The sequence below is a fragment of the Pseudomonas putida group bacterium ESBL64 genome, assembly GCF_045277175.1.
Taxonomy (GTDB): domain Bacteria; phylum Pseudomonadota; class Gammaproteobacteria; order Pseudomonadales; family Pseudomonadaceae; genus Aquipseudomonas; species Aquipseudomonas alloputida.
This window is the reverse complement of record NZ_CP145799.1, coordinates 886,480-904,344: the sequence shown is the minus strand read 5'-3', so window position 1 is coordinate 904,344 and position 17,865 is coordinate 886,480. Positions and strand designations below refer to the sequence as shown.

14 protein-coding genes are annotated in these 17,865 nt (G+C 63.6%); 7 read left to right on the top strand and 7 right to left on the bottom strand.

Annotation, left to right across the window (positions count from 1 at the left end; all coding sequences use genetic code 11):
- Positions 1-64: 64 nt before the first annotated feature.
- Entirely contained in the window at positions 65-2,392 is a 2,328-nt protein-coding gene (locus tag V6093_RS04045; RefSeq protein ID WP_265979213.1) for a bifunctional diguanylate cyclase/phosphodiesterase, read from the top strand.
- A gap of 60 nt (positions 2,393-2,452) precedes the next feature.
- Entirely contained in the window at positions 2,453-3,433 is a 981-nt protein-coding gene (locus V6093_RS04040) for a site-specific integrase (RefSeq protein WP_079732525.1), read from the top strand.
- Here V6093_RS04040 and V6093_RS04035 read toward each other — a convergent pair.
- Positions 3,423-4,463, bottom strand: a complete 1,041-nt coding sequence (locus tag V6093_RS04035; protein ID WP_179052836.1) for an SMP-30/gluconolactonase/LRE family protein — start codon at positions 4,461-4,463, stop codon at positions 3,423-3,425. The genes V6093_RS04040 and V6093_RS04035 overlap by 11 nt on opposite strands.
- Positions 4,464-4,590: 127 nt before the next feature.
- On the opposite strand from V6093_RS04035, the gene V6093_RS04030 reads away from it, so the two are divergent.
- Complete coding sequence (locus tag V6093_RS04030; protein ID WP_108078734.1) at positions 4,591-5,490, top strand: LysR substrate-binding domain-containing protein; 900 nt, start codon at positions 4,591-4,593, stop codon at positions 5,488-5,490.
- Positions 5,491-5,509: 19 nt separating this feature from the next.
- Here the strand turns inward: V6093_RS04030 and V6093_RS04025 are convergent, their stop codons facing one another.
- Both V6093_RS04025 and V6093_RS04020 read right to left on the bottom strand, forming a co-directional pair.
- Positions 5,510-6,649: a glycerate kinase gene (locus V6093_RS04025; protein ID WP_265979217.1), complete on the bottom strand. Its 1,140-nt coding sequence runs from the start codon at positions 6,647-6,649 to the stop codon at positions 5,510-5,512.
- A 141-nt stretch (positions 6,650-6,790) separates the two neighbouring features.
- Positions 6,791-7,888: a sugar diacid recognition domain-containing protein gene (locus V6093_RS04020; protein WP_012052348.1), complete on the bottom strand. Its 1,098-nt coding sequence runs from the start codon at positions 7,886-7,888 to the stop codon at positions 6,791-6,793.
- Between the two features lie 163 nt (positions 7,889-8,051).
- Here V6093_RS04020 and V6093_RS04015 point away from each other — a divergent pair, with 163 nt between their 5' ends.
- The 4 genes from V6093_RS04015 (at position 8,052) to V6093_RS04000 (ending at position 13,352) form a co-directional block, all read left to right on the top strand.
- Positions 8,052-9,380: an MFS transporter gene (locus tag V6093_RS04015; protein ID WP_004374354.1), complete on the top strand. Its 1,329-nt coding sequence runs from the start codon at positions 8,052-8,054 to the stop codon at positions 9,378-9,380.
- Positions 9,381-9,555: 175 nt separating this feature from the next.
- Positions 9,556-11,076, top strand: a complete 1,521-nt coding sequence (locus tag V6093_RS04010; protein ID WP_047602854.1) for an apoptosis inducing factor family protein — start codon at positions 9,556-9,558, stop codon at positions 11,074-11,076.
- A gap of 72 nt (positions 11,077-11,148) precedes the next feature.
- Positions 11,149-12,159 carry an aldo/keto reductase gene (locus V6093_RS04005; RefSeq protein WP_047602855.1) on the top strand — a complete coding sequence of 337 codons (1,011 nt, stop codon included), beginning with the start codon at positions 11,149-11,151 and terminating at the stop codon, positions 12,157-12,159.
- 95 nt (positions 12,160-12,254) lie between these two features.
- Positions 12,255-13,352: an alkene reductase gene (locus V6093_RS04000; RefSeq protein ID WP_004374351.1), complete on the top strand. Its 1,098-nt coding sequence runs from the start codon at positions 12,255-12,257 to the stop codon at positions 13,350-13,352.
- A 42-nt stretch (positions 13,353-13,394) separates the two neighbouring features.
- Here V6093_RS04000 and V6093_RS03995 read toward each other — a convergent pair whose 3' ends face one another.
- From V6093_RS03995 to V6093_RS03980, 4 genes are all read right to left on the bottom strand, one after another.
- Positions 13,395-14,375: an LLM class flavin-dependent oxidoreductase gene (locus V6093_RS03995; protein WP_047602857.1), complete on the bottom strand. Its 981-nt coding sequence runs from the start codon at positions 14,373-14,375 to the stop codon at positions 13,395-13,397.
- 100 nt (positions 14,376-14,475) lie between these two features.
- Positions 14,476-15,387 carry a LysR family transcriptional regulator gene (locus V6093_RS03990; RefSeq protein WP_004374343.1) on the bottom strand — a complete coding sequence of 304 codons (912 nt, stop codon included), beginning with the start codon at positions 15,385-15,387 and terminating at the stop codon, positions 14,476-14,478.
- A 68-nt stretch (positions 15,388-15,455) separates the two neighbouring features.
- On the bottom strand, positions 15,456-16,535 hold the full coding sequence (locus tag V6093_RS03985) for a metal-dependent hydrolase (protein ID WP_070095470.1): 1,080 nt from the start codon (positions 16,533-16,535) through the stop codon (positions 15,456-15,458).
- 74 nt (positions 16,536-16,609) lie between these two features.
- Positions 16,610-17,860, bottom strand: a complete 1,251-nt coding sequence (locus V6093_RS03980; RefSeq protein WP_047602859.1) for an OprD family porin — start codon at positions 17,858-17,860, stop codon at positions 16,610-16,612.
- Positions 17,861-17,865: the final 5 nt, after the last annotated feature.

Here is a 17,865-nt window from a genome sequence, read left to right as displayed (position 1 = left end):
TCATCAGACTGTCATCTTATTGTCGTATTTTCCGAGCATTACCCAGGGTCGGGAACTATCAGCAGTGATTCGCCGTTCGCTTTCCTCCTCCAGCCTTCTGCGACTGCTGATCCTGATGCTCTGTGCAGCGACCCTGGCCTTTCTCTGGGGGCTCCACGTCACGCAGAAAGCCACCGCCCGACAGGGTGCACTGTCAGCCAAGGCCATCGAGCACCTGAACCTGGCCAGCATCGTGGGCGAAAACCTGCGACAGCTTGTCGACCGCGCCCAGGCGGTGGGTCGTGTTACCCAGGACGACATGAAAGCGCTGCGCCAAGGCAACTTCAGCCTGGTACCCAGCCTGGCCGCAGACCCAGTGTTCAAGCGCTTGAGCCTGTACGACCGACAAGGCCGGCTGCTAGCGGCCAGCCACACCGATGAGGCCGCCGAGTTGCCGGCAGACTGGTTGCACCAACTGCAGCGGCACATTGACCGCTACGGTTTCAAACCTTTCCTGCCGAGCATTCAGCCTGTCAGCCAAAACGCTGCCCCGCCCACTGGGCGCCTGCCCTTCCTGCTGCCGTTGACCAATTCGACCGGCCGGGAAATCGACAACCTTTTGGTGGTGCAATTGGACGTCGGCTACCTGGCGGTGCTGTTCCAGCCTATCGACCTGGGCAACAGTGGCCTGGTGCGTCTGCTGCAGGATGACGGCCTGGAGCGGCTGCGCATCGACAACAGCGGCGTGGTGACTGCGGGCGAGCTATTGCAGCCACCGCTGCCGGCGCTAAACACCGAAGCGGGCATGCTGACCCAATACATAGCGGGTGATGCCTACCAAAGCTTGTACCGCCATGTACCCGAGCACGGCTTCAGCGTGGTGGTCAGCCAGCGCCAGGCAGAAATCCTCGCACCCTCGACGCTGGCCTATTCCCGGCAGTTCTGGTTGAACCTGAGCATGACCCTGATGATCCTGGCCAGCCTGCTATGGACCTTGCGCCTGCTGCGCAAGCGCCAGGAGGCCTTCGACGCGCTGGAACATGCCCAGCAGGTCAATCAGCAACTGATCGTGCGCCTGGAGGACGAACACCGGCGCAGCAGCCACGCCGCCGCCACGGACCACCTCAGCGGCCTGCACAACCGCCGCCAGTTCGTCGAAGTGGCCAGCCAGGCGCTGACTCGGCAACGTGGCAAGCGCCGACTGATGGCGATCCTGTTCATCGACATGGACCGTTTCAAGTCGATCAACGACTCGCTCGGACACAAGATTGGTGACCTGCTGCTACAGGCTGTGGCCGGGCGTATCCAGCGCCTGCTGGAGCCCGGCGACGAGGCTTCGCGCTTTGGCGGCGACGAATTCGTGGTGCTGCTGGCCGGCGAGCGCAGCGAGGAACAGATCAACGCCTGGGTCCACGAACTGGTGCAGAAACTGTCGGCCGCGTACGCCCTGGATGGCCAAGAGGTCAACACCAGCCCCAGCGTAGGGGTGAGCATCTGCCCGCGTGATGGCCAGGACATCGACAGCCTGATACGCAGTGCCGATGCTGCAATGTACTCGGCCAAGCAGGCTGGACGCGCGCAGTATCGCTTTTTCGACCCCTCGCTGAACCTGGCCGATATCCAGGCTTTCACCCTTGAGCAAGCGTTCGGCAGTGCCTTGGCCGAACGCCAGTTCGTGCTGCACTACCAGCCACAGATGCGCCTGGACACCCACCAGGTGCTGGCCTACGAGGCGCTGGTGCGCTGGGACCACCCTGATTTCGGCCTGCTGTACCCGGACCGCTTCATCGGCCTGGCCGAGCGCAGTGGTTTCATTGTCGAACTGGGTTGGGAGGTCATTCGGCTGGCCTGTGAAGCCTTGTCGAGCTGGAATGCCCAAGGCCGCAAGACACGGCTGGCCGTCAATGTCTCCGCCCTGCAGCTGCGTCAAGCCGATTTTGCTGACCGGCTGCTGAGCAAATTGCAGCATCATGGCATCGCGCCCCAGCAGCTGGAGCTGGAAATTACCGAAACCACCATCCTCGACCCCGAAGGCACGGCGGTGGCGCACCTGCATACGTTGCGCGGCGCAGGTTTGGGTATCAGCCTGGACGATTTTGGCCGTGGCTACGCCGGCTTTGCCCACCTGCATTCACTGCCCCTGAGCAAGCTGAAGATCGATCGTTCGCTGATCGCGGCGCTGTCCAACAGCCATGACGACAGCCCGATCGTGTCCTCCACCATCATCCTGGCCAAGCGCCTGGGCCTGGAAGTGGTGGCCGAGGGGGTGGAAACCCGTGAGCAGGTGGTGTACCTGAAGCTTGCCGGCTGCGATATCGCCCAGGGCTACCACTTCAGCCGGCCACTGTCGCTGCCGCAGCTGTGGGTTTACCCGCCCTTCAACGGTATCGAGGACAAGGCATGCGTGTACTGAGCGCAACGGCAGGCTTGCCGATGGCGTTGGGCAAGGACAGGCAACGCATTTCGGTTTATCGTGTACCGATCACACACCGACACCCGCACCATGACCGATATCGAGCGCTACCTTCGCGCCGCCACCCGTGACAACACCCGGCGCAGCTACCAGGCCGCCATCGAGCACTTCGAAAGCCATTGGGGCGGCTTTCTCCCGGCCACTGCCGAGAGTATCGCCCGCTACCTGGCCGATCATGCCGACCAGCATGCAGTCAGCACCCTGCGCCAACGCCTGGCCGCGCTCAGCCAATGGCACGTCGCCCAAGGCTTCCCCGATCCGACCAAGGCGCCATTGGTGCGTCAGGTGCTACGCGGCATCCGCACCCTGCACCCGACGCCGCCCAAACAGGCCGCCCCGCTGTTGCTGCAACACCTGCAAACCGCTGTGACGTGTTTCGAAGAAGAAGCCCGACAAGCCCGCGAGCACCATGATTTGGCAGCCCTGCGCCGGGCTCGCCGTGACAGCGCCTTGCTGTTGCTGGGTTTCTGGCGTGGTTTTCGCGGCGATGAGTTGGCACGCCTGCGCATCGAACACATCCAGGCACAAGCCGGTGTCGGCATTACGCTTTTCCTGCCACGCAGCAAGGGCGACCGCGAAGCCTTGGGCGTCCAGCACCGCACCCCTGCCCTTAAGGCCTTGTGCCCTGTCACTGCCTACCTGCAATGGCTTGAAGTCGCCGGTATTGCCCATGGCCCGGTGTTCCGCAAACTCGACCGCTGGGGCAACCTTGGCGACAACGCGCTCAACAGCAACAGCCTGGTGGGCCTGCTGCGGCGCATGCTGGAACGCGCCGGGGTGCCGGCGGCGCTGTATACCGGCCACTCGCTACGGCGTGGCTTCGCCACCTGGGCCACGGCCAATGGTTGGGAACTGAAGTCGCTGATGAGCTATGTGGGCTGGAAAGACGCCAAGTCGGCGCTGCGCTACATCGACTCGGCGCAGCGTTTTGGCGATCTGGCCGTGCTACCGGCCAGTCAGGTGCAACCGCTTATTCCTTGAAGCTGTGCCTGGCGACGCCGCCCGTTTCCGGGCGGATGGCATACAGGTCGCCAGCGTCCGGATAATGGTGCAGGTCTTCTGGCGTCATGTCGTAACGCGCGGTGCTGATGTACAAGGTGTTCATCCCGGGCCCGCCAAAGCAGCAGCTGGTGGGGCACGGTACTGGCATCAACACCTGGTCGGTCAGGTACCCGTGGCGGTCGTAGCGCAGCAGGCAGCTGCCATGGTACTGGCACACCCACAGCCCGCCGTCGCGGTCCAGCGCCAGACCATCCGGCCGCCCCAGTTCGGCGGGGGTTTCGGCAAACAGCGTGACAGCGCCCAGCCGGCCTTCGATGAGGTACTCGGCGCGGTAGATCGCACGCGCCGCCGAGTCGACGAAGTACACCGTGTGGCCGTCCTGAGACCAGGCAAGGCCGGTGGGCAAAGCCATGTCATCGTGAATCACCTGGTCGCTCAATTGCCAGTCAAAGCGAAAAAGCGCCCCGGTATTGCCGCTGAGGGCCTCGTCCATCAGGCCGGTGACGAAGCGTCCCTGAGGGTCGCAGGCGCCGTCGTTGAAGCGGTAAGTCGAGCGCGGATGGACCGATGCCGAATGCTGGCTCACCTTGCGTGTTGGCACATCGAAGATGGCCACGCTGGCATCCTCGGTGAAAATCAGGTTACCCCGGTCGGTCAGCGCCAGGGCGCCAATACGCGCGGCAGACTCGTAAAGGCAATCGACTTCGCCATCAGGTGCCAGGCAGTTGATGCGCCCGCCAGAGATATCGACAAAGTACAGCACGCCGCTGCGTTCATCCCAGACCAGGCTTTCACCAAGGTCCGCGCGCGTGTTGGCCACTTTGACCGGCACGTAATTGCATTCCTTGATGCGGCGCCAGCGCTCGGCCACCTGCACACGGCCGAGGTCCCGAGAGTAGCTGACACTGCTGTATTCGTTGAAGCGCATGGCGATGTGCTGGCTATTGCTGGCGCGCAAGGTGCAATCAGTGTGATGGCACAACGCACCGGCCAGGTGAGTAACGGGCATTTCTGGCTACCTTCAATTCTCCTTTCTTACAATATCAACAAAAAAATCAATGACTTAATATTAAAAGCATGCAACTTTGATATCCCATGGATATCACCGCTGAGTCGCCGCGCTGCAGGAATGCTGGATGATCGAAACACGTTTGCTCAGGCAGTTCATCGCCGTGGCCGAAGAGCTGCACTTTCACAAGGCCGCCCAGCGCCTGCACATGGCGCAACCGCCGCTGAGCCAGGCGATCAACCGGCTTGAGGAAAAGCTCGGCTTTGGCCTGCTTCTGCGCAACAAGCGCGGGGTGCGCCTGACCGCAGCGGGTGCAGCGTTTCTCGACACCGCCTACCGCACGCTTGCTGAACTGGAACAAGGGATCGAGTACGCGCGCAGCGTTTCGGCGGGGGTCAGCGGCAAATTGACCATCACGGCCATTTCCATCGCCTATTACGACTCGCTGCTCAACCGCTTGCGCCGCTTTCGGGAGACTTATCCGAACGTGCAGCTGACCATCCGCGAGATGCCATCCGCCTCCCAGGCCAAGGCCTTGCTGGCCGGTGAGGCGGATATCGGCTTCATGCGCAGGCTACCACTGCCGGCCGGCACCCTGGAGGCACGCTTGCTGCTTGACGAGCAGATCGTCATGGCGCTGCCTGCCAGCCACCCCAAGGCGCGGCACGAGGCCGTCGACTTGCGCGAGTTTGCCGATGAGGACTTCGTGTTCACCCCACAAGCGCTGGGCGGCGGCTACCACGCACAGTTGGTTGCGCTGTGCGAATCGGCCGGGTTCTACCCCAAGGTCGTGCAGGAGGCGGCGCAGATCCACACCCTGCTGGGTCTGGTGGCTTGCGGCTTTGGCGTGGCCCTGGTGCCGGCGTCGTTCGTCCGCTCGACCCCGCGCGAACGCGTGCGGTTTTGCCCCATCCGCCCTATCGATGACCAGCCACCCCCAGGGCTTGGGCTGTACATGAAATGGAACGCCCAGAATGCTTCGCCAGCGCTGGCCAACTTCATTGCCATGTTCGAGACGCAGCAATAAGGCCATTTCTGCACGGTGTTCAGCCTCGCTTCGCGCAGCGCCACAGCCGACCGATATCACAAGCCCTGGCCTGCAACAGCTCGGCAGCATTTGCACACGCCAGCTCCAGGCTCATCGGTCCGCTGGCCAGGGCAAATGCAGCATCGACCCCATGGACATACAACTGCTGATACCCCTCCCCCAAGGTCCCGGCCAGTACCACCACCGGCACGCCATGGCGCTTGGCAACCCGCGCCACCCCCATCGGCGTCTTGCCGCGCAATGTCTGGGCATCGAAACGCCCCTCGCCCGTCACCACCAAGTCTGCCCCCTGCGCCAGGGCGTCAAGGCCAGCCAGCTCAGCCACGACTTCCACCCCAGGGCGGAACTGCGCGTCCATGAATGCCCGGGCAGCGAAGCCCATGCCACCGGCCGCGCCACAACCAGGGTAATCGCGCACATCCTCGCCCAACAACAGCGCACAATGGTCGGCAAAATGATTCAGCGCGTGGTCCAGCGCCTCTACTTGCTGCGGGTTGGCACCTTTCTGCGGGCCGAAGATCGCCGATGCGCCGTTGGCGCCACACAAGGGGTTGTCGACATCCGCTGCGACTTCAAACTGCACCCCGGCCAGGCGCGGGTCGAGGCCGCTGGCGTCGATATGGGCCAGCTTGGCCAAGGCCAGGCCGCCCTCTTCCAGCGCTTGCCCGTCAGCATCCAGCAGGCGCAGGCCAAGCGCTCGCAACATGCCACTGCCGGCATCGTTGGTGGCGCTGCCACCGATGGCCAGCACCACGCGCCGAGCGCCGGCGTCGAGGGCTGCGGCAATCAGCTCGCCGGTACCCCAGGTGCTGCTGCGGCAAGCATCGCGCTGGCCTGTTGGCACGTGTTGCAGGCCACTGGCCTGGGCCATTTCGATGATTGCGGTGCGACTTTGCGGCAACCAGCCCCAGCCAGCCTCGACGTGCTGCCCCAATGGCCCGCGCACGGTCTGGCGGCGCAATTCACCGCGGCTGGCGGTCAGGATCACCTCCATGGTGCCTTCGCCACCGTCGGCCATTGGGCACTCGACCAGTTCAGCCTCCGGCCACGCTTCGCTCAGGCCCGCAGCGATGGCGCGGGCGACACCGACAGCGTCTAGGCTGTCCTTGAACGAGTCGGGGGCAATGACGATCTTCATGGGGTTTCTCCTGTCCTGATGAGCGGCATGCTGACAGGTGGCTGCGCAGGTGGCCTCGGTCAAATGCACAAAACGCCGGCCGGGTTGTTTGGGCAGATGCCTTTTTGCCTGTTCTGGCCCAACCGCCGGCAAGTGAATACTTCAGTCAGCGGGCAACAGCTGCAACCCCAGATACAAGCTAAGCATCCCTTCCAGGCGCAGCGGGTCGACCTCACCCAGCTCGGCTATGCGCTCCAGTCGATAGCGCAGGCTGTTGCGGTGGATGCCCAGGGCATCGGCACAGGACTGGCTCTGGCCGTCATGGGCACACCAGGCGCGCAGGGTGGCGAGTAACTGGCCACTGCTGTCCTTGGCGCGGATGCGCTGCAACGGCTCCAGCAGCTCGTCCAGCGCGTCGTCGTTACGGTGGCGCCACAGCAGCGCCGGCAGCCGGTAGCGCTGCAGGCTGAGCAATCGTTCGCTGGGCAACACTTCGCGGCCATAGGCCAGCAAGTCACGCACCCGGCGGTAACCACGGCGTAACTGCTCCAGGCTCTGCGCTGCACTGCCCAGGGCCAGTCGCTCAATGTCCCAACCGTGGCGTTGCAGGCGTTCCAGCAGGCGCAGTTCATCCAGTGCCACGCCTGCCGGGCGGCACCACAGCAACGACTGGCGGGCCGGGCTGACGCACCAGCTATCCGGATAACGGCTCATCAACCATGCGGCCAGCGCCTCGGCAGGTGGCCCCGAGGCAATCTCGAACAGGCACGGTATCCGCGGTAGCTGAGGTTTCAAGCCCAACTGACGGGCTTCGTCCAGCAAGCGCGGCGAGTTACCGCTGCCGCCGAGCAATAGCGCCAGCAGGTCGTCACAGCGCTGCCTTCGCCATTGCTGGTCAGCCTGTAAATTGCGTTGGGCCAGCAGCATTTCGGCGGTCATGCGCACCAGCTCGCCATAGGTGCGCACCTGCTGCGGGTCGCCGGTCAGGCCCAACACGCCCATCAGCCGCCCATCGAGCATCAATGGCAGGTTCACGCCGGGCTGCACGCCCTTCAGGCACTTGGCCGCGTCGGTATCCAGTTCGACGATCCGGCCATTGGCCAAGACCAGCTGCGCGCCCTCGTGACGGGTGTTGATGCGCTCCGGCTCACCACTGCCCAGGATCAACCCCTGGCTGTCCATGACATTGACGTTGCAAGGCAAGATGGCCATTGCCCGGTCAACGATATCCTGCGCCAGGTCATGGTCGAGTTCGAACATTGCGGGGTCCTTTAGGTGTTTGGCTTTTGGGCTCGGGCACAGCAGCCTGGGCCAAGCGCTGTGCAAAAGCACAAAGACAGGCTTGCCGCAGTCCCCGAGACTCGTCAGGGCGAGCGCCGGAACAGGCGACGCGGCGAAAACCATAACAACAGAGAACCCGATCATGGCACACAGCCCCGCCCCTGACCAAGGCACGGACACCACCCGCAACGCGCTGTACCGGCGTATCACCTTGCGGCTGATTCCGTTCATTTTCATCTGCTACCTGTTCAACTACCTGGACCGCGTCAACGTCGGCTTTGCCAAGCTGCAGATGCTCGACGCCCTGAAATTCAGCGAAACGGTGTACGGCCTTGGCGCCGGCATCTTCTTCATCGGCTATGTACTGTGTGGCCTGCCAAGCAACCTGGCCCTCAATCGCTTCGGCCCACGGCGCTGGATCGCGCTGATGATGATCGCCTGGGGCAGCCTGTCCACCTGCCTGCTGTTCGTCACCACCCCTACCGAGTTCTACACCCTGCGCCTGCTCACCGGCGCTGCCGAAGCCGGCTTCTTCCCGGGTGTGGTGCTGTACCTCTCGCGCTGGTTCCCGGCGGCCCGGCGCGGCCGCATCATGGCCCTTTTCATGTCGGCGATCCCGGTATCGGGCCTGCTTGGCGGGCCGTTCTCCGGCTGGATCCTCGAACATTTTGCCGCCGGCCAGCACGGCCTGGCCGGCTGGCAGTGGATGTTCCTGATCCAGGGCCTGCCGACCGTGGCCTTGGGCGTACTGGCGGTGTTCCTGCTCAGTGACGGCTACCAGAAAGCCGCCTGGCTGAGCCCGGCTGAACGTCAACTGATTGCTGCCGACCTGCAGGCCGATGCTGCAAGCAAACCGAGCACCACCAGCGACAGCGTGCTGGCCGTGTTGACCAACCCGCTGATCTGGACCTTCGGCTTCGTCTACTTCTGCATTCAGAGCGGCGTATACGCGATCAACTTCTGGCTACCCTCGATCATCAAGAGCATGGGCTTCGACAACCCGCTGCTGATCGGCTGGCTCAGCGCCATCCCGTACCTGCTGGCGGGTGTGTTCATGATCCTTTGCGGGCGCTCGGCCGACCTGCGCAACGAGCGCCGCTGGCACCTGGTGGTGCCAATGCTGATGGGCGCCGTCGGCCTGCTGATTGCGGTGAACTTCGCCGGCAACCCGAGCATTGCCATTCTTGGCTTGTCGATCGCCACCATGGGCGCGCTTACCGGTTTGCCGATGTTCTGGCCAATGCCGACTGCGCTGCTCAGTGCCGGAGCCGCCGTGGCAGGTCTGGCGATCATCAACTCGGTAGGCCAGATGGCGGGGTTTCTCAGCCCGTACCTGGTCGGGTTCATCAAGGACCAGACCGGTTCAACCGATGCCGCACTGTATTCGCTCGCGGCGTTGATCGTATTGGGTAGCCTGGTGGCCTTGCGTGTAACGCGAGCGGGTTCGCTGAGTACTGCACGGGTGAGTTGAGGCATTCGCAGGCTTGCCCACGCCCACAAGTTTCAAGCCTGTGGGCGCGGGCAAGCTTGCAATGAGGCCCACCCAAGCCGCACCAAATCCACACCCGCCACCGATCGTCAGCTCAACGCATCCCCTTCCCGCCCCAGGCGTCAAATGGTTCCAAAGGCCCCTTTGGAGAAGCCCCATGACCCAGTACGCCGTGGCCCGCTTGGCCCAGCTCGACGAGCACCGCCCCCTGCGCGTCCAGGCCGGCAACGAAGAACTCATCCTCATCCGCCAAGGCGATCAGGTACACGCCTACCAGGGCAACTGCCCCCACGCAGGCGCCCCCCTTGATGAAGGCGTGGTTTGCGGTGGTTTGCTGGTCTGCCCTTGGCACAAAGCTGCATTCGCCGTTGACGATGGCGTGGTCTGTGAGCCGCCTGCACTCGCCGACCTGCGCCGCTACAAGGCGTGGATCAAGGGCGATGAAGTCTGGGTCGATGACCAGCCCCTGTCGGCAACCGAACCGCCCAGGCACAGCGATGCCCGCTGTTTTGTGGTGGTCGGCGCCGGGGCCGCCGGCAGCGCCGCCGTCGCCACGCTGCTGGCTCATGGCTTCGCGGGCAGGCTGGTATGGATCGACCAGGAGCGCCAGCCGGCCTACGATCGCACAGCACTGAGCAAATTCGTGATTGCCGGGCAGATGCCGCCCGATGAGGTCCCCGCGCTGCTCGAAGCCGACGCCCTGCGCAAGGGCCAACTGCAGCGCAAGCACGGCAAGGTGCGCACCCTGAACAGCCAGAAGCGCCAGGTCACCCTCGCCGATGGTCAGCAGATCGATTACGACGCCTGCCTGCTGGCAACCGGCGGTAAAGCACTGCGCCCCGACATTCCCGGCGCCGACCTGCCCGGGGTGTTCACCCTCCGCTCACTGGAAGATGCTGCACAGTTGCTCGACGCAGCCGAGCCTGGCCAACCGGTGGTCATCGTCGGTGACGGCTTCATCGGCCTGGAGGCAGCCTCGGCATTGCGCAAGTATGGCGTGCAGGTGCACGTGGTCTCGCGCCACGAAGTCCCTCTGGCCCGACAGTTGGGCGAGCGTATCGGGCGCTGCATTCGCGCGCTGCATGAACGAAAAGGCATCACCTTCCACGGCCCCACCGAGGTCGAGCGGATCGAAGGCCAGGACAAGGTCGAAGCGGTGCAACTGGCCAATGGTGAACGGCTGCAGACCCCCTTGGTCCTGCTCGGCACCGGGGTAAAACCCGCCACCGCGTTCCTTCAAGGGGTGCCGCTTGGCGAAGACAAATCGGTGAGGGTCGACGCCGAAATGCGCGCAGCTGACGGTTTGTGGGCCGCCGGTGACATTGCCACGTTCCCGCTCTCGGGGCGCCCGGTGCGCATCGAGCACTGGCGCCTGGCCCAGCAACACGGGGTGATCGCCGCCGCCAACATGCTTGGCGAACAACGCCGTTATGCCGATGTACCGTTCTTTTGGACCTACCAGCATGGCCGTACCTATGAAGTGCTAGGCCATGCCAGAGACTGGAACCGGATCGAATTCGTCGGTGACCCGGAAAACGGCGATTTTGTTGCCCTGCAGTGTGTGGATGAACGCGTCGAGGCCGTTATCGCCAAGGGTTACTCCGATGCCATGGCGACGCTGTCGCAACGCCTGAAGCGCCCCTTGAGCCTGCAGGAGGCTTTGGCGCTCATTGGCTGAGGGGTGCCTTTCAATGCATCCAGGTTGTGTGTAAAACAGGCAGGTCAGCTGACTGCATAAGGACCCACGCGCATGATCTACCGCCCCCTCGGCCACAGTGGCCTGCAGGTTTCCGCCCTTACCCTGGGCAGCATGATGTTCGGCGAGCAGACCCGTACCGAGGATGCCCTGCGCATCATCGACAAGGCCTGGGACCAAGGCATCAACTTCATCGACACCGCCGACGTTTACAACGCCGGGCGCTCGGAAGAAATCGTCGGTGAAGCCGTGGCGCGCCATCGCCATGACTGGGTCATCGCCAGCAAGGTCGGCTTCGGCCCGGCCGACGGCCTGCCCAACCGCAGCGGGTTGTCGCGCAAGCACATCTTCAATGCCGTGGATGCCACACTGACCCGCATGGGCATGGACTACCTGGACATCTACTACCTGCACCGCGAAGACCACAAGGTACCGCTGGAGGAGACCGTGCAGGCCATTGGCGACTTGTTGCGCCAGGGCAAGATCCGCTACTGGGGGGTGTCCAATTTCCGTGGCTGGCGCATTGCCGAGGCCTGCCATGTTGCCGAGCGCCTTGGTGTGCCCAGGCCGGTAGTCAGCCAGCCGCTGTACAACATCGTCAACCGCCAGGCCGAGCCCGAACAGCTCACGGCCGCCGCCGCCCATGGTCTGGGCGTCGTACCCTTCAGCCCGCTGGCCCGGGGCGTGCTCAGTGGCAAGTATGCGCCGGGCGCGGTGCCGGACGCCGGCAGCCGCGCTGGGCGGCAGGACAAACGCATCATGGAAGTGGAGTGGCGCCAGGAGTCGCTGACCATTGCCCGGCAGATTCAGACGTACGCAGAGGCCAAGGGGGTGGGTATTGTCGAATTCGCCATTGCCTGGGTGTTGAATAACCAATGGGTCAGTTCGGCGATTGTCGGGCCGCGGACCGAGGAGCAGTGGGATACCTATGGCGGCGCATTGGCGGTGAAGATTACCGCGGAGGATGAGGCGTTCATCGATTCGTTGGTAACGCCAGGGCATGCGTCCACGCCGGGCTTCAATGACGTGGCGCATTATGTGAGTGGGCGGCTGGCGCGCAGCTGACGCATTGGGGAGCCCTGAGCCGGGCTCCCGGTCCCCCCTTTCCCCAATCACCTCGGTATCGTGCGCACCATTGGTTTTCCACCTCTGGAGCTGCAATGAAACTCTTGCAACCGCTGCAAATCGGCCCACTGACCCTACCCAACCGCGTATTCATGGCCCCCCTCACCCGCCTGCGCAGCCTGGAGCCGGGTGATGTACCCACCGCGCTGATGGCCGAGTACTACCGTCAGCGCGCCAGTGCTGGCCTGATCATCACTGAAGCCACGCAAATCTCCTTCCAGGCCAAGGGCTATTCTGGCTCGCCCGGCATTCACAGCGCCGAACAGATCGCTGCCTGGAAGCACATCAACCAAGGCATCCATGCCGATGGCGGCCACAGCGCCGTGCAGGTGTGGCACACCGGGCGGGTGTCGCATACCTCGCTGCAACCTGGCGGCGAGGCACCCGTGGCCCCTTCGGCGCTGCCGGCGGACGCACGCACCACCCTGCGTGACGCGCAAGGCAACCTGACACGCGTGGAAACCTCCGCCCCCCGGGCGCTCAGCGAAGCGGAGATCGCTGGCATCGTCGCCGACTTTGGCCAGGCCGCGATCAATGCCTGTGAAGCCGGCTTCGACTTCATCGAGTTGCACGCCGCCCACGGTTACCTGCTGCACCAGTTCCTCACCCCCAGTGCCAACCAGCGCGAAGACCGCTACGGCGGCAGCGTTGAAAACCGTGCGCGCATTGTGCTGGAGGCGGTGGATGCGGCCATTGCCAACTGGAGCGCCGACCGGGTCGGTATTCGCGTGTTCCCGCTGGGTGGTTTCAATGGTGTGGACAATGGCGAAGACCAGGAAGCCGCCGGCCTGTACCTGATCCGCGAACTGGCCAAGCGAAACCTCGCCTACCTGCACCTGTCCGAGCCGGACTGGGCCGGCGGCAAGCCACTGCGTGATGAGTTCCGCCAGGCCATTCGCGCCGCCTACCCCGGGGTGATCATCGCGGCCGGTGCCTATACCGCCGAGAAAGGCGAAGACCTCATCGGGCGGGGTTTGATCGATGCCGTGGCGTTCGGGCGCGCCTACATTGCCAACCCCGATCTGGTGGAGCGTCTGCGGCTGCAAGCGCCGCTGAATGAGCACCGGGCGAAGTTCGATTATGCCAATGGGCCTGAAGGGTATACGGATTATCCGTTCCTGAAGCAGGCTTGATGCAAAACCGGGCGCTCTTGCGGGCGCCCGGTTTTTGTCGTGTCAGCCCAGTTCAGCCAGCGCCTGCGCGGCATAGGCATGTGACCGCTGCCGCGCCAGCGGGTCATGGATGCGGCAGTCGATCATCAGCTCGTCCGCCCCGGTCTGCTCGATCAGCGAGCGCAGCCCTTCCCTCACCCGTTCAGGCCCTCCGGCTACGGTGCAGGCCATCACCTGCTCGAGCACGGCGCGCTCGTGGTCCGGCAAGCGTTCGATGTAACCCTCTTGCGGCTTGGGCAGCAAGCCAAAGCGCCCGACATGCAGGTCCAGCATCCACTTGCGGTGGGAGCTGGCCAGGTAGTGCGCCTCAGCATCGCTGGCAGCGGCGAACAGGTTCATGCCAACCATCACATAGGGTTTGGCCAGTTGCGCGGAAGGCTGGAAGTTGGCGCGGTAATGGGCAATGGCCTGCAGCAGGTAACGCGGGGCAAAGTGCGAGGCGAAGGCATAAGGCAGGCCCAGCTTCGCCGCCAGGTCAGCACCGAACAGGCTGGAACCGAGGATCCACACCGGCACATCGTGCGCACCCGGTACGCCGCGCACCCGGCGTTTGCCGTTGTCCGCCAGGTAATCACGCAGCTCGGCGATGTCCTGGCTGAAATCTCGCTCTGGCGCGGCGCCGCGCAATGCACGCACGGTCGGCCCGGACGTGCCTGGCGCACGGCCCAGGCCCAGGTCGATACGGCCCGGGTGCAATGTATCGAGGGTGCCAAACTGTTCGGCCACCACCAACGGCGCATGGTTGGGCAACATGATGCCGCCAGAACCCACACGAATGTGTCGGGTGGCGTTGGCGATTTCGTTGATCACCAGCGACGTGGCAGCCGAGCCAATGCCCGGCATGTCATGGTGCTCGGCGATCCAGTAGCGGCTGTAGTGCTGTTGCTCGACATGCCGCGCCAGCTGGCGGGATTCTTCGATCGCATCGGCGAAGGTCTTGCCTTCGCCGATCATGACCAGATCCAGTACGGACAGTGCAGTCATGGGGTCTCCAGAGGGATTATCAATGGCTGCCAGTTTCCATGCTGCGCCGCCAGCGATAAACCCGGTTTCAGGCCCGGCATAGGGGCCTGGCATTCCCCAATCAGTATTCCCAAGGCACGCCCGGCTCCCAGCTGGCCACCAACAAGTCGATGAAGCCGCGTACCCGAGGGGACAGGTGGCGCTTGCTTGGGTAGACGATGCGAATGGGGTCTGCCGGGGGTCGGTAGGCGTGCAGTACCTCCACCAGATTGCCAGCGCGCAGGTCGTCACCGGTGATATAGGTAGGCAGGTGAATCAGGCCGAAACCGGCCCGGGCGCCGTCAAGCATGGCCTCGGAACTGTCGATGTTCAGCCGCCCGGGATCTTCGCACAGGTGCAGCCCCGCTTCTGTGTGAAAGCGCCAGGGCATGGCCTTCTCGCCCGCCAGGAAGGCGATCTTGTCATGGCCATAGAGGTCGCCGGGCATCTGCGGCACACCGCGCTTCTCCAGATACGCAGGCGATGCACAGGTCACGAACTGCTGCCAGGCGACGGTGCGCGTCAGCAATTGCGAGTCTTCCTTAGGTGCACCGATGCGCACGGCGACGTCCACGCCCTCTTCGACCAGATCAACGAAACGGTCGGTGAAGCGGATATCCGCCCGCAGTTCGGGCCATTGCTTGAGGTACTGGTCGAGGATAGGCAATACATGGCGCTGCCCGAGCGACAGCGGTGCGGTCAGGCGCAGGGTGCCGGTGGGCTTGCCGCGGCGCAGGGCCATGGTGCTTTCGACCTCGTCCAGGTCATCCAGAATCTGCCGCCAGCGCTCGAACGCCACCAGGCCTTCATCGGTCAGGCTCAGCTTGCGCGTAGTGCGGTTGAGCAGGCGCACCGCCATGCGGGCTTCCAGGCGGGCGATGCTCTTGCCCACCGCTGAACGCGTCAGGCCCAGGCTGGCAGCCGCAGCGGTGAAGCTACCGGCCTTCGCGGCGCTGACGAAAGCGGCGATGTCGCCGAAGCGGTTGGGTTCCATGGTGTTTTCCTGACGCTGATCGAACCGCCATAGATGGGTGCGATTTCAGGCAATGCAAGGTTCCTGATCTAGTGGGGCTGCCTTGCAGCTTCCGTTTGCCCGAGGTAGCGATCGGTCCAGTTAGCCAGCGGCAGTGGCGGCTGCTGGTCGACAATGCGTCGCCAGATAAGCATCAGCTCTTGAGCGTTGAACAGCGAGCCAGGCCCGCTGCCTCGCCACGGCGAAGGTACACCGACCATCCACTGCCCTTGATGATCGCGCTGAGCCATGTTGAAACGGAAGGTGTAATTCCCCGGGATACCCATGCGCAGGTCGGTGACCACCAGTGCGTCGCCAATCTGGTCATAACGCAGCCAGTCATCGGTGAACCAGCGCAAGCGCTGGTGCAAAGGGTCATTGTTCAGTGCTTGCGCCAGTTCCAGATTGCGCGACAAGCGTTGCATTTCGGGTGGTTGCTGGTCGAGCACGCTGCTGATGCCTTCGTAGTAATCGCCATCCGGGGCCTTGGCCAACACCCGCCAGACCAGGCTGTTGAATGCCATCGGCACGGCACGCACCTCGCTCACGACGATACCTTGCTGGTCCAGTGCCGACTGGAAGCGCTGCTCGGCAGCCATGCGCCCCGCCAGGCCGAAACCCAGGTAGCAGGTACTGAACACCAGGGCCATGGTCAGCAGGCGGGTAGCCCTGCGGGTCACGCCCTTCATGAGGGTGAAGACCACCGCAGCCAGCAGCGGCACGGTGTAGACCGGGTCGATAATGAACACCGCCGCCCAGCTTTCCGGGGTGGTGTGCAAAGGCCAGAACAACTGCGTGCCGTAAACCGTGAAGGCGTCGAGCACCGGATGGGTTACCAATACCAGCCAGAACGCCAAAAAAAGCCTGGGCAAGGTATACCCCTTGCCGGGCCAGCGCCTGTTGACCAGCCAGGCCAACAGCAAGGCCAGGCCGGTGAGCACGAACAACGAGTGGGAGAAGCCGCGATGGTAAGTCATCTGCGACACCGGGTCGGCATAGCGAATGATCACATCCAGGTCCGGTAGCGTGCCCAGTGCTGCACCATACAGCAGCGAGCGTCGGCCCTGGATGCGCCCGAGCACGGTCCCTTGCAGCGCCGCGCCAAGTACGGCTTGGGTGATGGAGTCCAAGGTGGGGATTCCTGAAAGAGTCGTTTACGCACGCTACCCCCATACACCCCTGATGCGCAATTCTCCTGGATGGCTCAGAACAGCTGCCAGGTGTACACCAGCGTCAGGCGGTTCTCGTCGATATCACTGCGGTAGTTGGAGCGCGCCATGGCGTTCCTCACCCGAATCCCCAACCCTTTCAGTGCCCCGCTCTGCACCGCATAGCCGATATCCAGGTCACGCTCGCGGTCACGCCCCTCGTAACCCAGCCCGGTATCGACATTGTTACCGGTTATGTAGCGCACGGTCGCTGTCAGGCCCGGCACGCCCATGGCGGCGAAGTTGTAGTCGTAGCGCACCTGATACGAGCGTTCATCGGTGTAGGCAAACTCATAGGTCGGCACCTCGTTGCCCAGCGGCGAGATGTTGGCGAATACCCGTGGGAACGGGCTATCGCCATAAATGCCCTGGTAGCCGGCGTGGAAGCTGTGCCCGCCATGCCGGGCAGTGAACAGCGAGAAGAACGCCTGGTTGTCGATGTTGCCCAGCAGCGCATCGCCTTGCTCACGCGCGGTGAAATAACCCAGGTTGGCGCTGAGTACCCAGTCCCCGACGGGTTTGCTGTGCTTCAGGCCAACGAAGCCTTGTTGGTAGATGTCCTCCAGCTGACCGTACCAAAGGCTGACGCTGCTCTGATTGGCATTGAACGCATAGTCCCCTCCCACATAGTTGAACGCGTCGCTTTCGGCCTGTCGCATCGGCACATGGCCGAGCATCGCGTTCATCTTGCCGTCGCCACCTTCGTTGCGCAGGTGGGTGCTTTTCAAGTGCCCGGCCTGCATAGTCAGCCCGTCGATTTCCGACGAGCTCAAACTCACGCCCTGATAGGTGGGTGGCAACAGGCGAATATCACTGAAGGTCAGCACCGGCAGGTTCGGTTGCAGTTCACCTGCACGCAGTTCGGTTTTTGATATCCGGGCCTTGAAGGTCGGCGCCAGGCGGCTGTACTCATCGGCAGCACGGCCGTCGCCATGCACCGGCAACAGGCCGGTGTTGGTGCGGTCTGGACTGCTGTCCAGCTTGATGCCCAGCAAGCCCAGGGCGTCCACGCCAAAACCGACGGGGCCCGGGGTGTAGCCACTTTTGAAGTCGAGGATGAAACCCTGGGCCCACTCCTCGGCCTTGGACTGTTTGTTGGCCCCGACAATGTCGGAAAAATCGCGGCTGAAGTAGTAGTTACGGGCACTCAGGGTGGCCTTCGAGTCCTCGAAGAAGCCGCCTTCGGCAGCCAGCAGTGGCTGGCTGAGCAATGTCAGGCCCAGGGCAACGCAAGGGGTGTGGTTCATTCCGA

Bases quoted from the DNA above. Each gene is read 5' to 3' on its own strand.
- V6093_RS04035 (WP_179052836.1), bottom strand. From the start codon at position 4,463: ATGCCCGTTACTCACCTGGCCGGTGCGTTGTGCCATCACACTGATTGC.
- V6093_RS04030 (WP_108078734.1), top strand. From the start codon at position 4,591: ATGATCGAAACACGTTTGCTCAGGCAGTTCATCGCCGTGGCCGAAGAG.
- V6093_RS04025 (WP_265979217.1), bottom strand. From the start codon at position 6,649: ATGAAGATCGTCATTGCCCCCGACTCGTTCAAGGACAGCCTAGACGCT.
- V6093_RS04020 (WP_012052348.1), bottom strand. From the start codon at position 7,888: ATGTTCGAACTCGACCATGACCTGGCGCAGGATATCGTTGACCGGGCA.
- V6093_RS04015 (WP_004374354.1), top strand. From the start codon at position 8,052: ATGGCACACAGCCCCGCCCCTGACCAAGGCACGGACACCACCCGCAAC.
- V6093_RS04010 (WP_047602854.1), top strand. From the start codon at position 9,556: ATGACCCAGTACGCCGTGGCCCGCTTGGCCCAGCTCGACGAGCACCGC.
- V6093_RS04005 (WP_047602855.1), top strand. From the start codon at position 11,149: ATGATCTACCGCCCCCTCGGCCACAGTGGCCTGCAGGTTTCCGCCCTT.
- V6093_RS04000 (WP_004374351.1), top strand. From the start codon at position 12,255: ATGAAACTCTTGCAACCGCTGCAAATCGGCCCACTGACCCTACCCAAC.
- V6093_RS03995 (WP_047602857.1), bottom strand. From the start codon at position 14,375: ATGACTGCACTGTCCGTACTGGATCTGGTCATGATCGGCGAAGGCAAG.
- V6093_RS03990 (WP_004374343.1), bottom strand. From the start codon at position 15,387: ATGGAACCCAACCGCTTCGGCGACATCGCCGCTTTCGTCAGCGCCGCG.
- V6093_RS03980 (WP_047602859.1), bottom strand. From the start codon at position 17,860: ATGAACCACACCCCTTGCGTTGCCCTGGGCCTGACATTGCTCAGCCAG.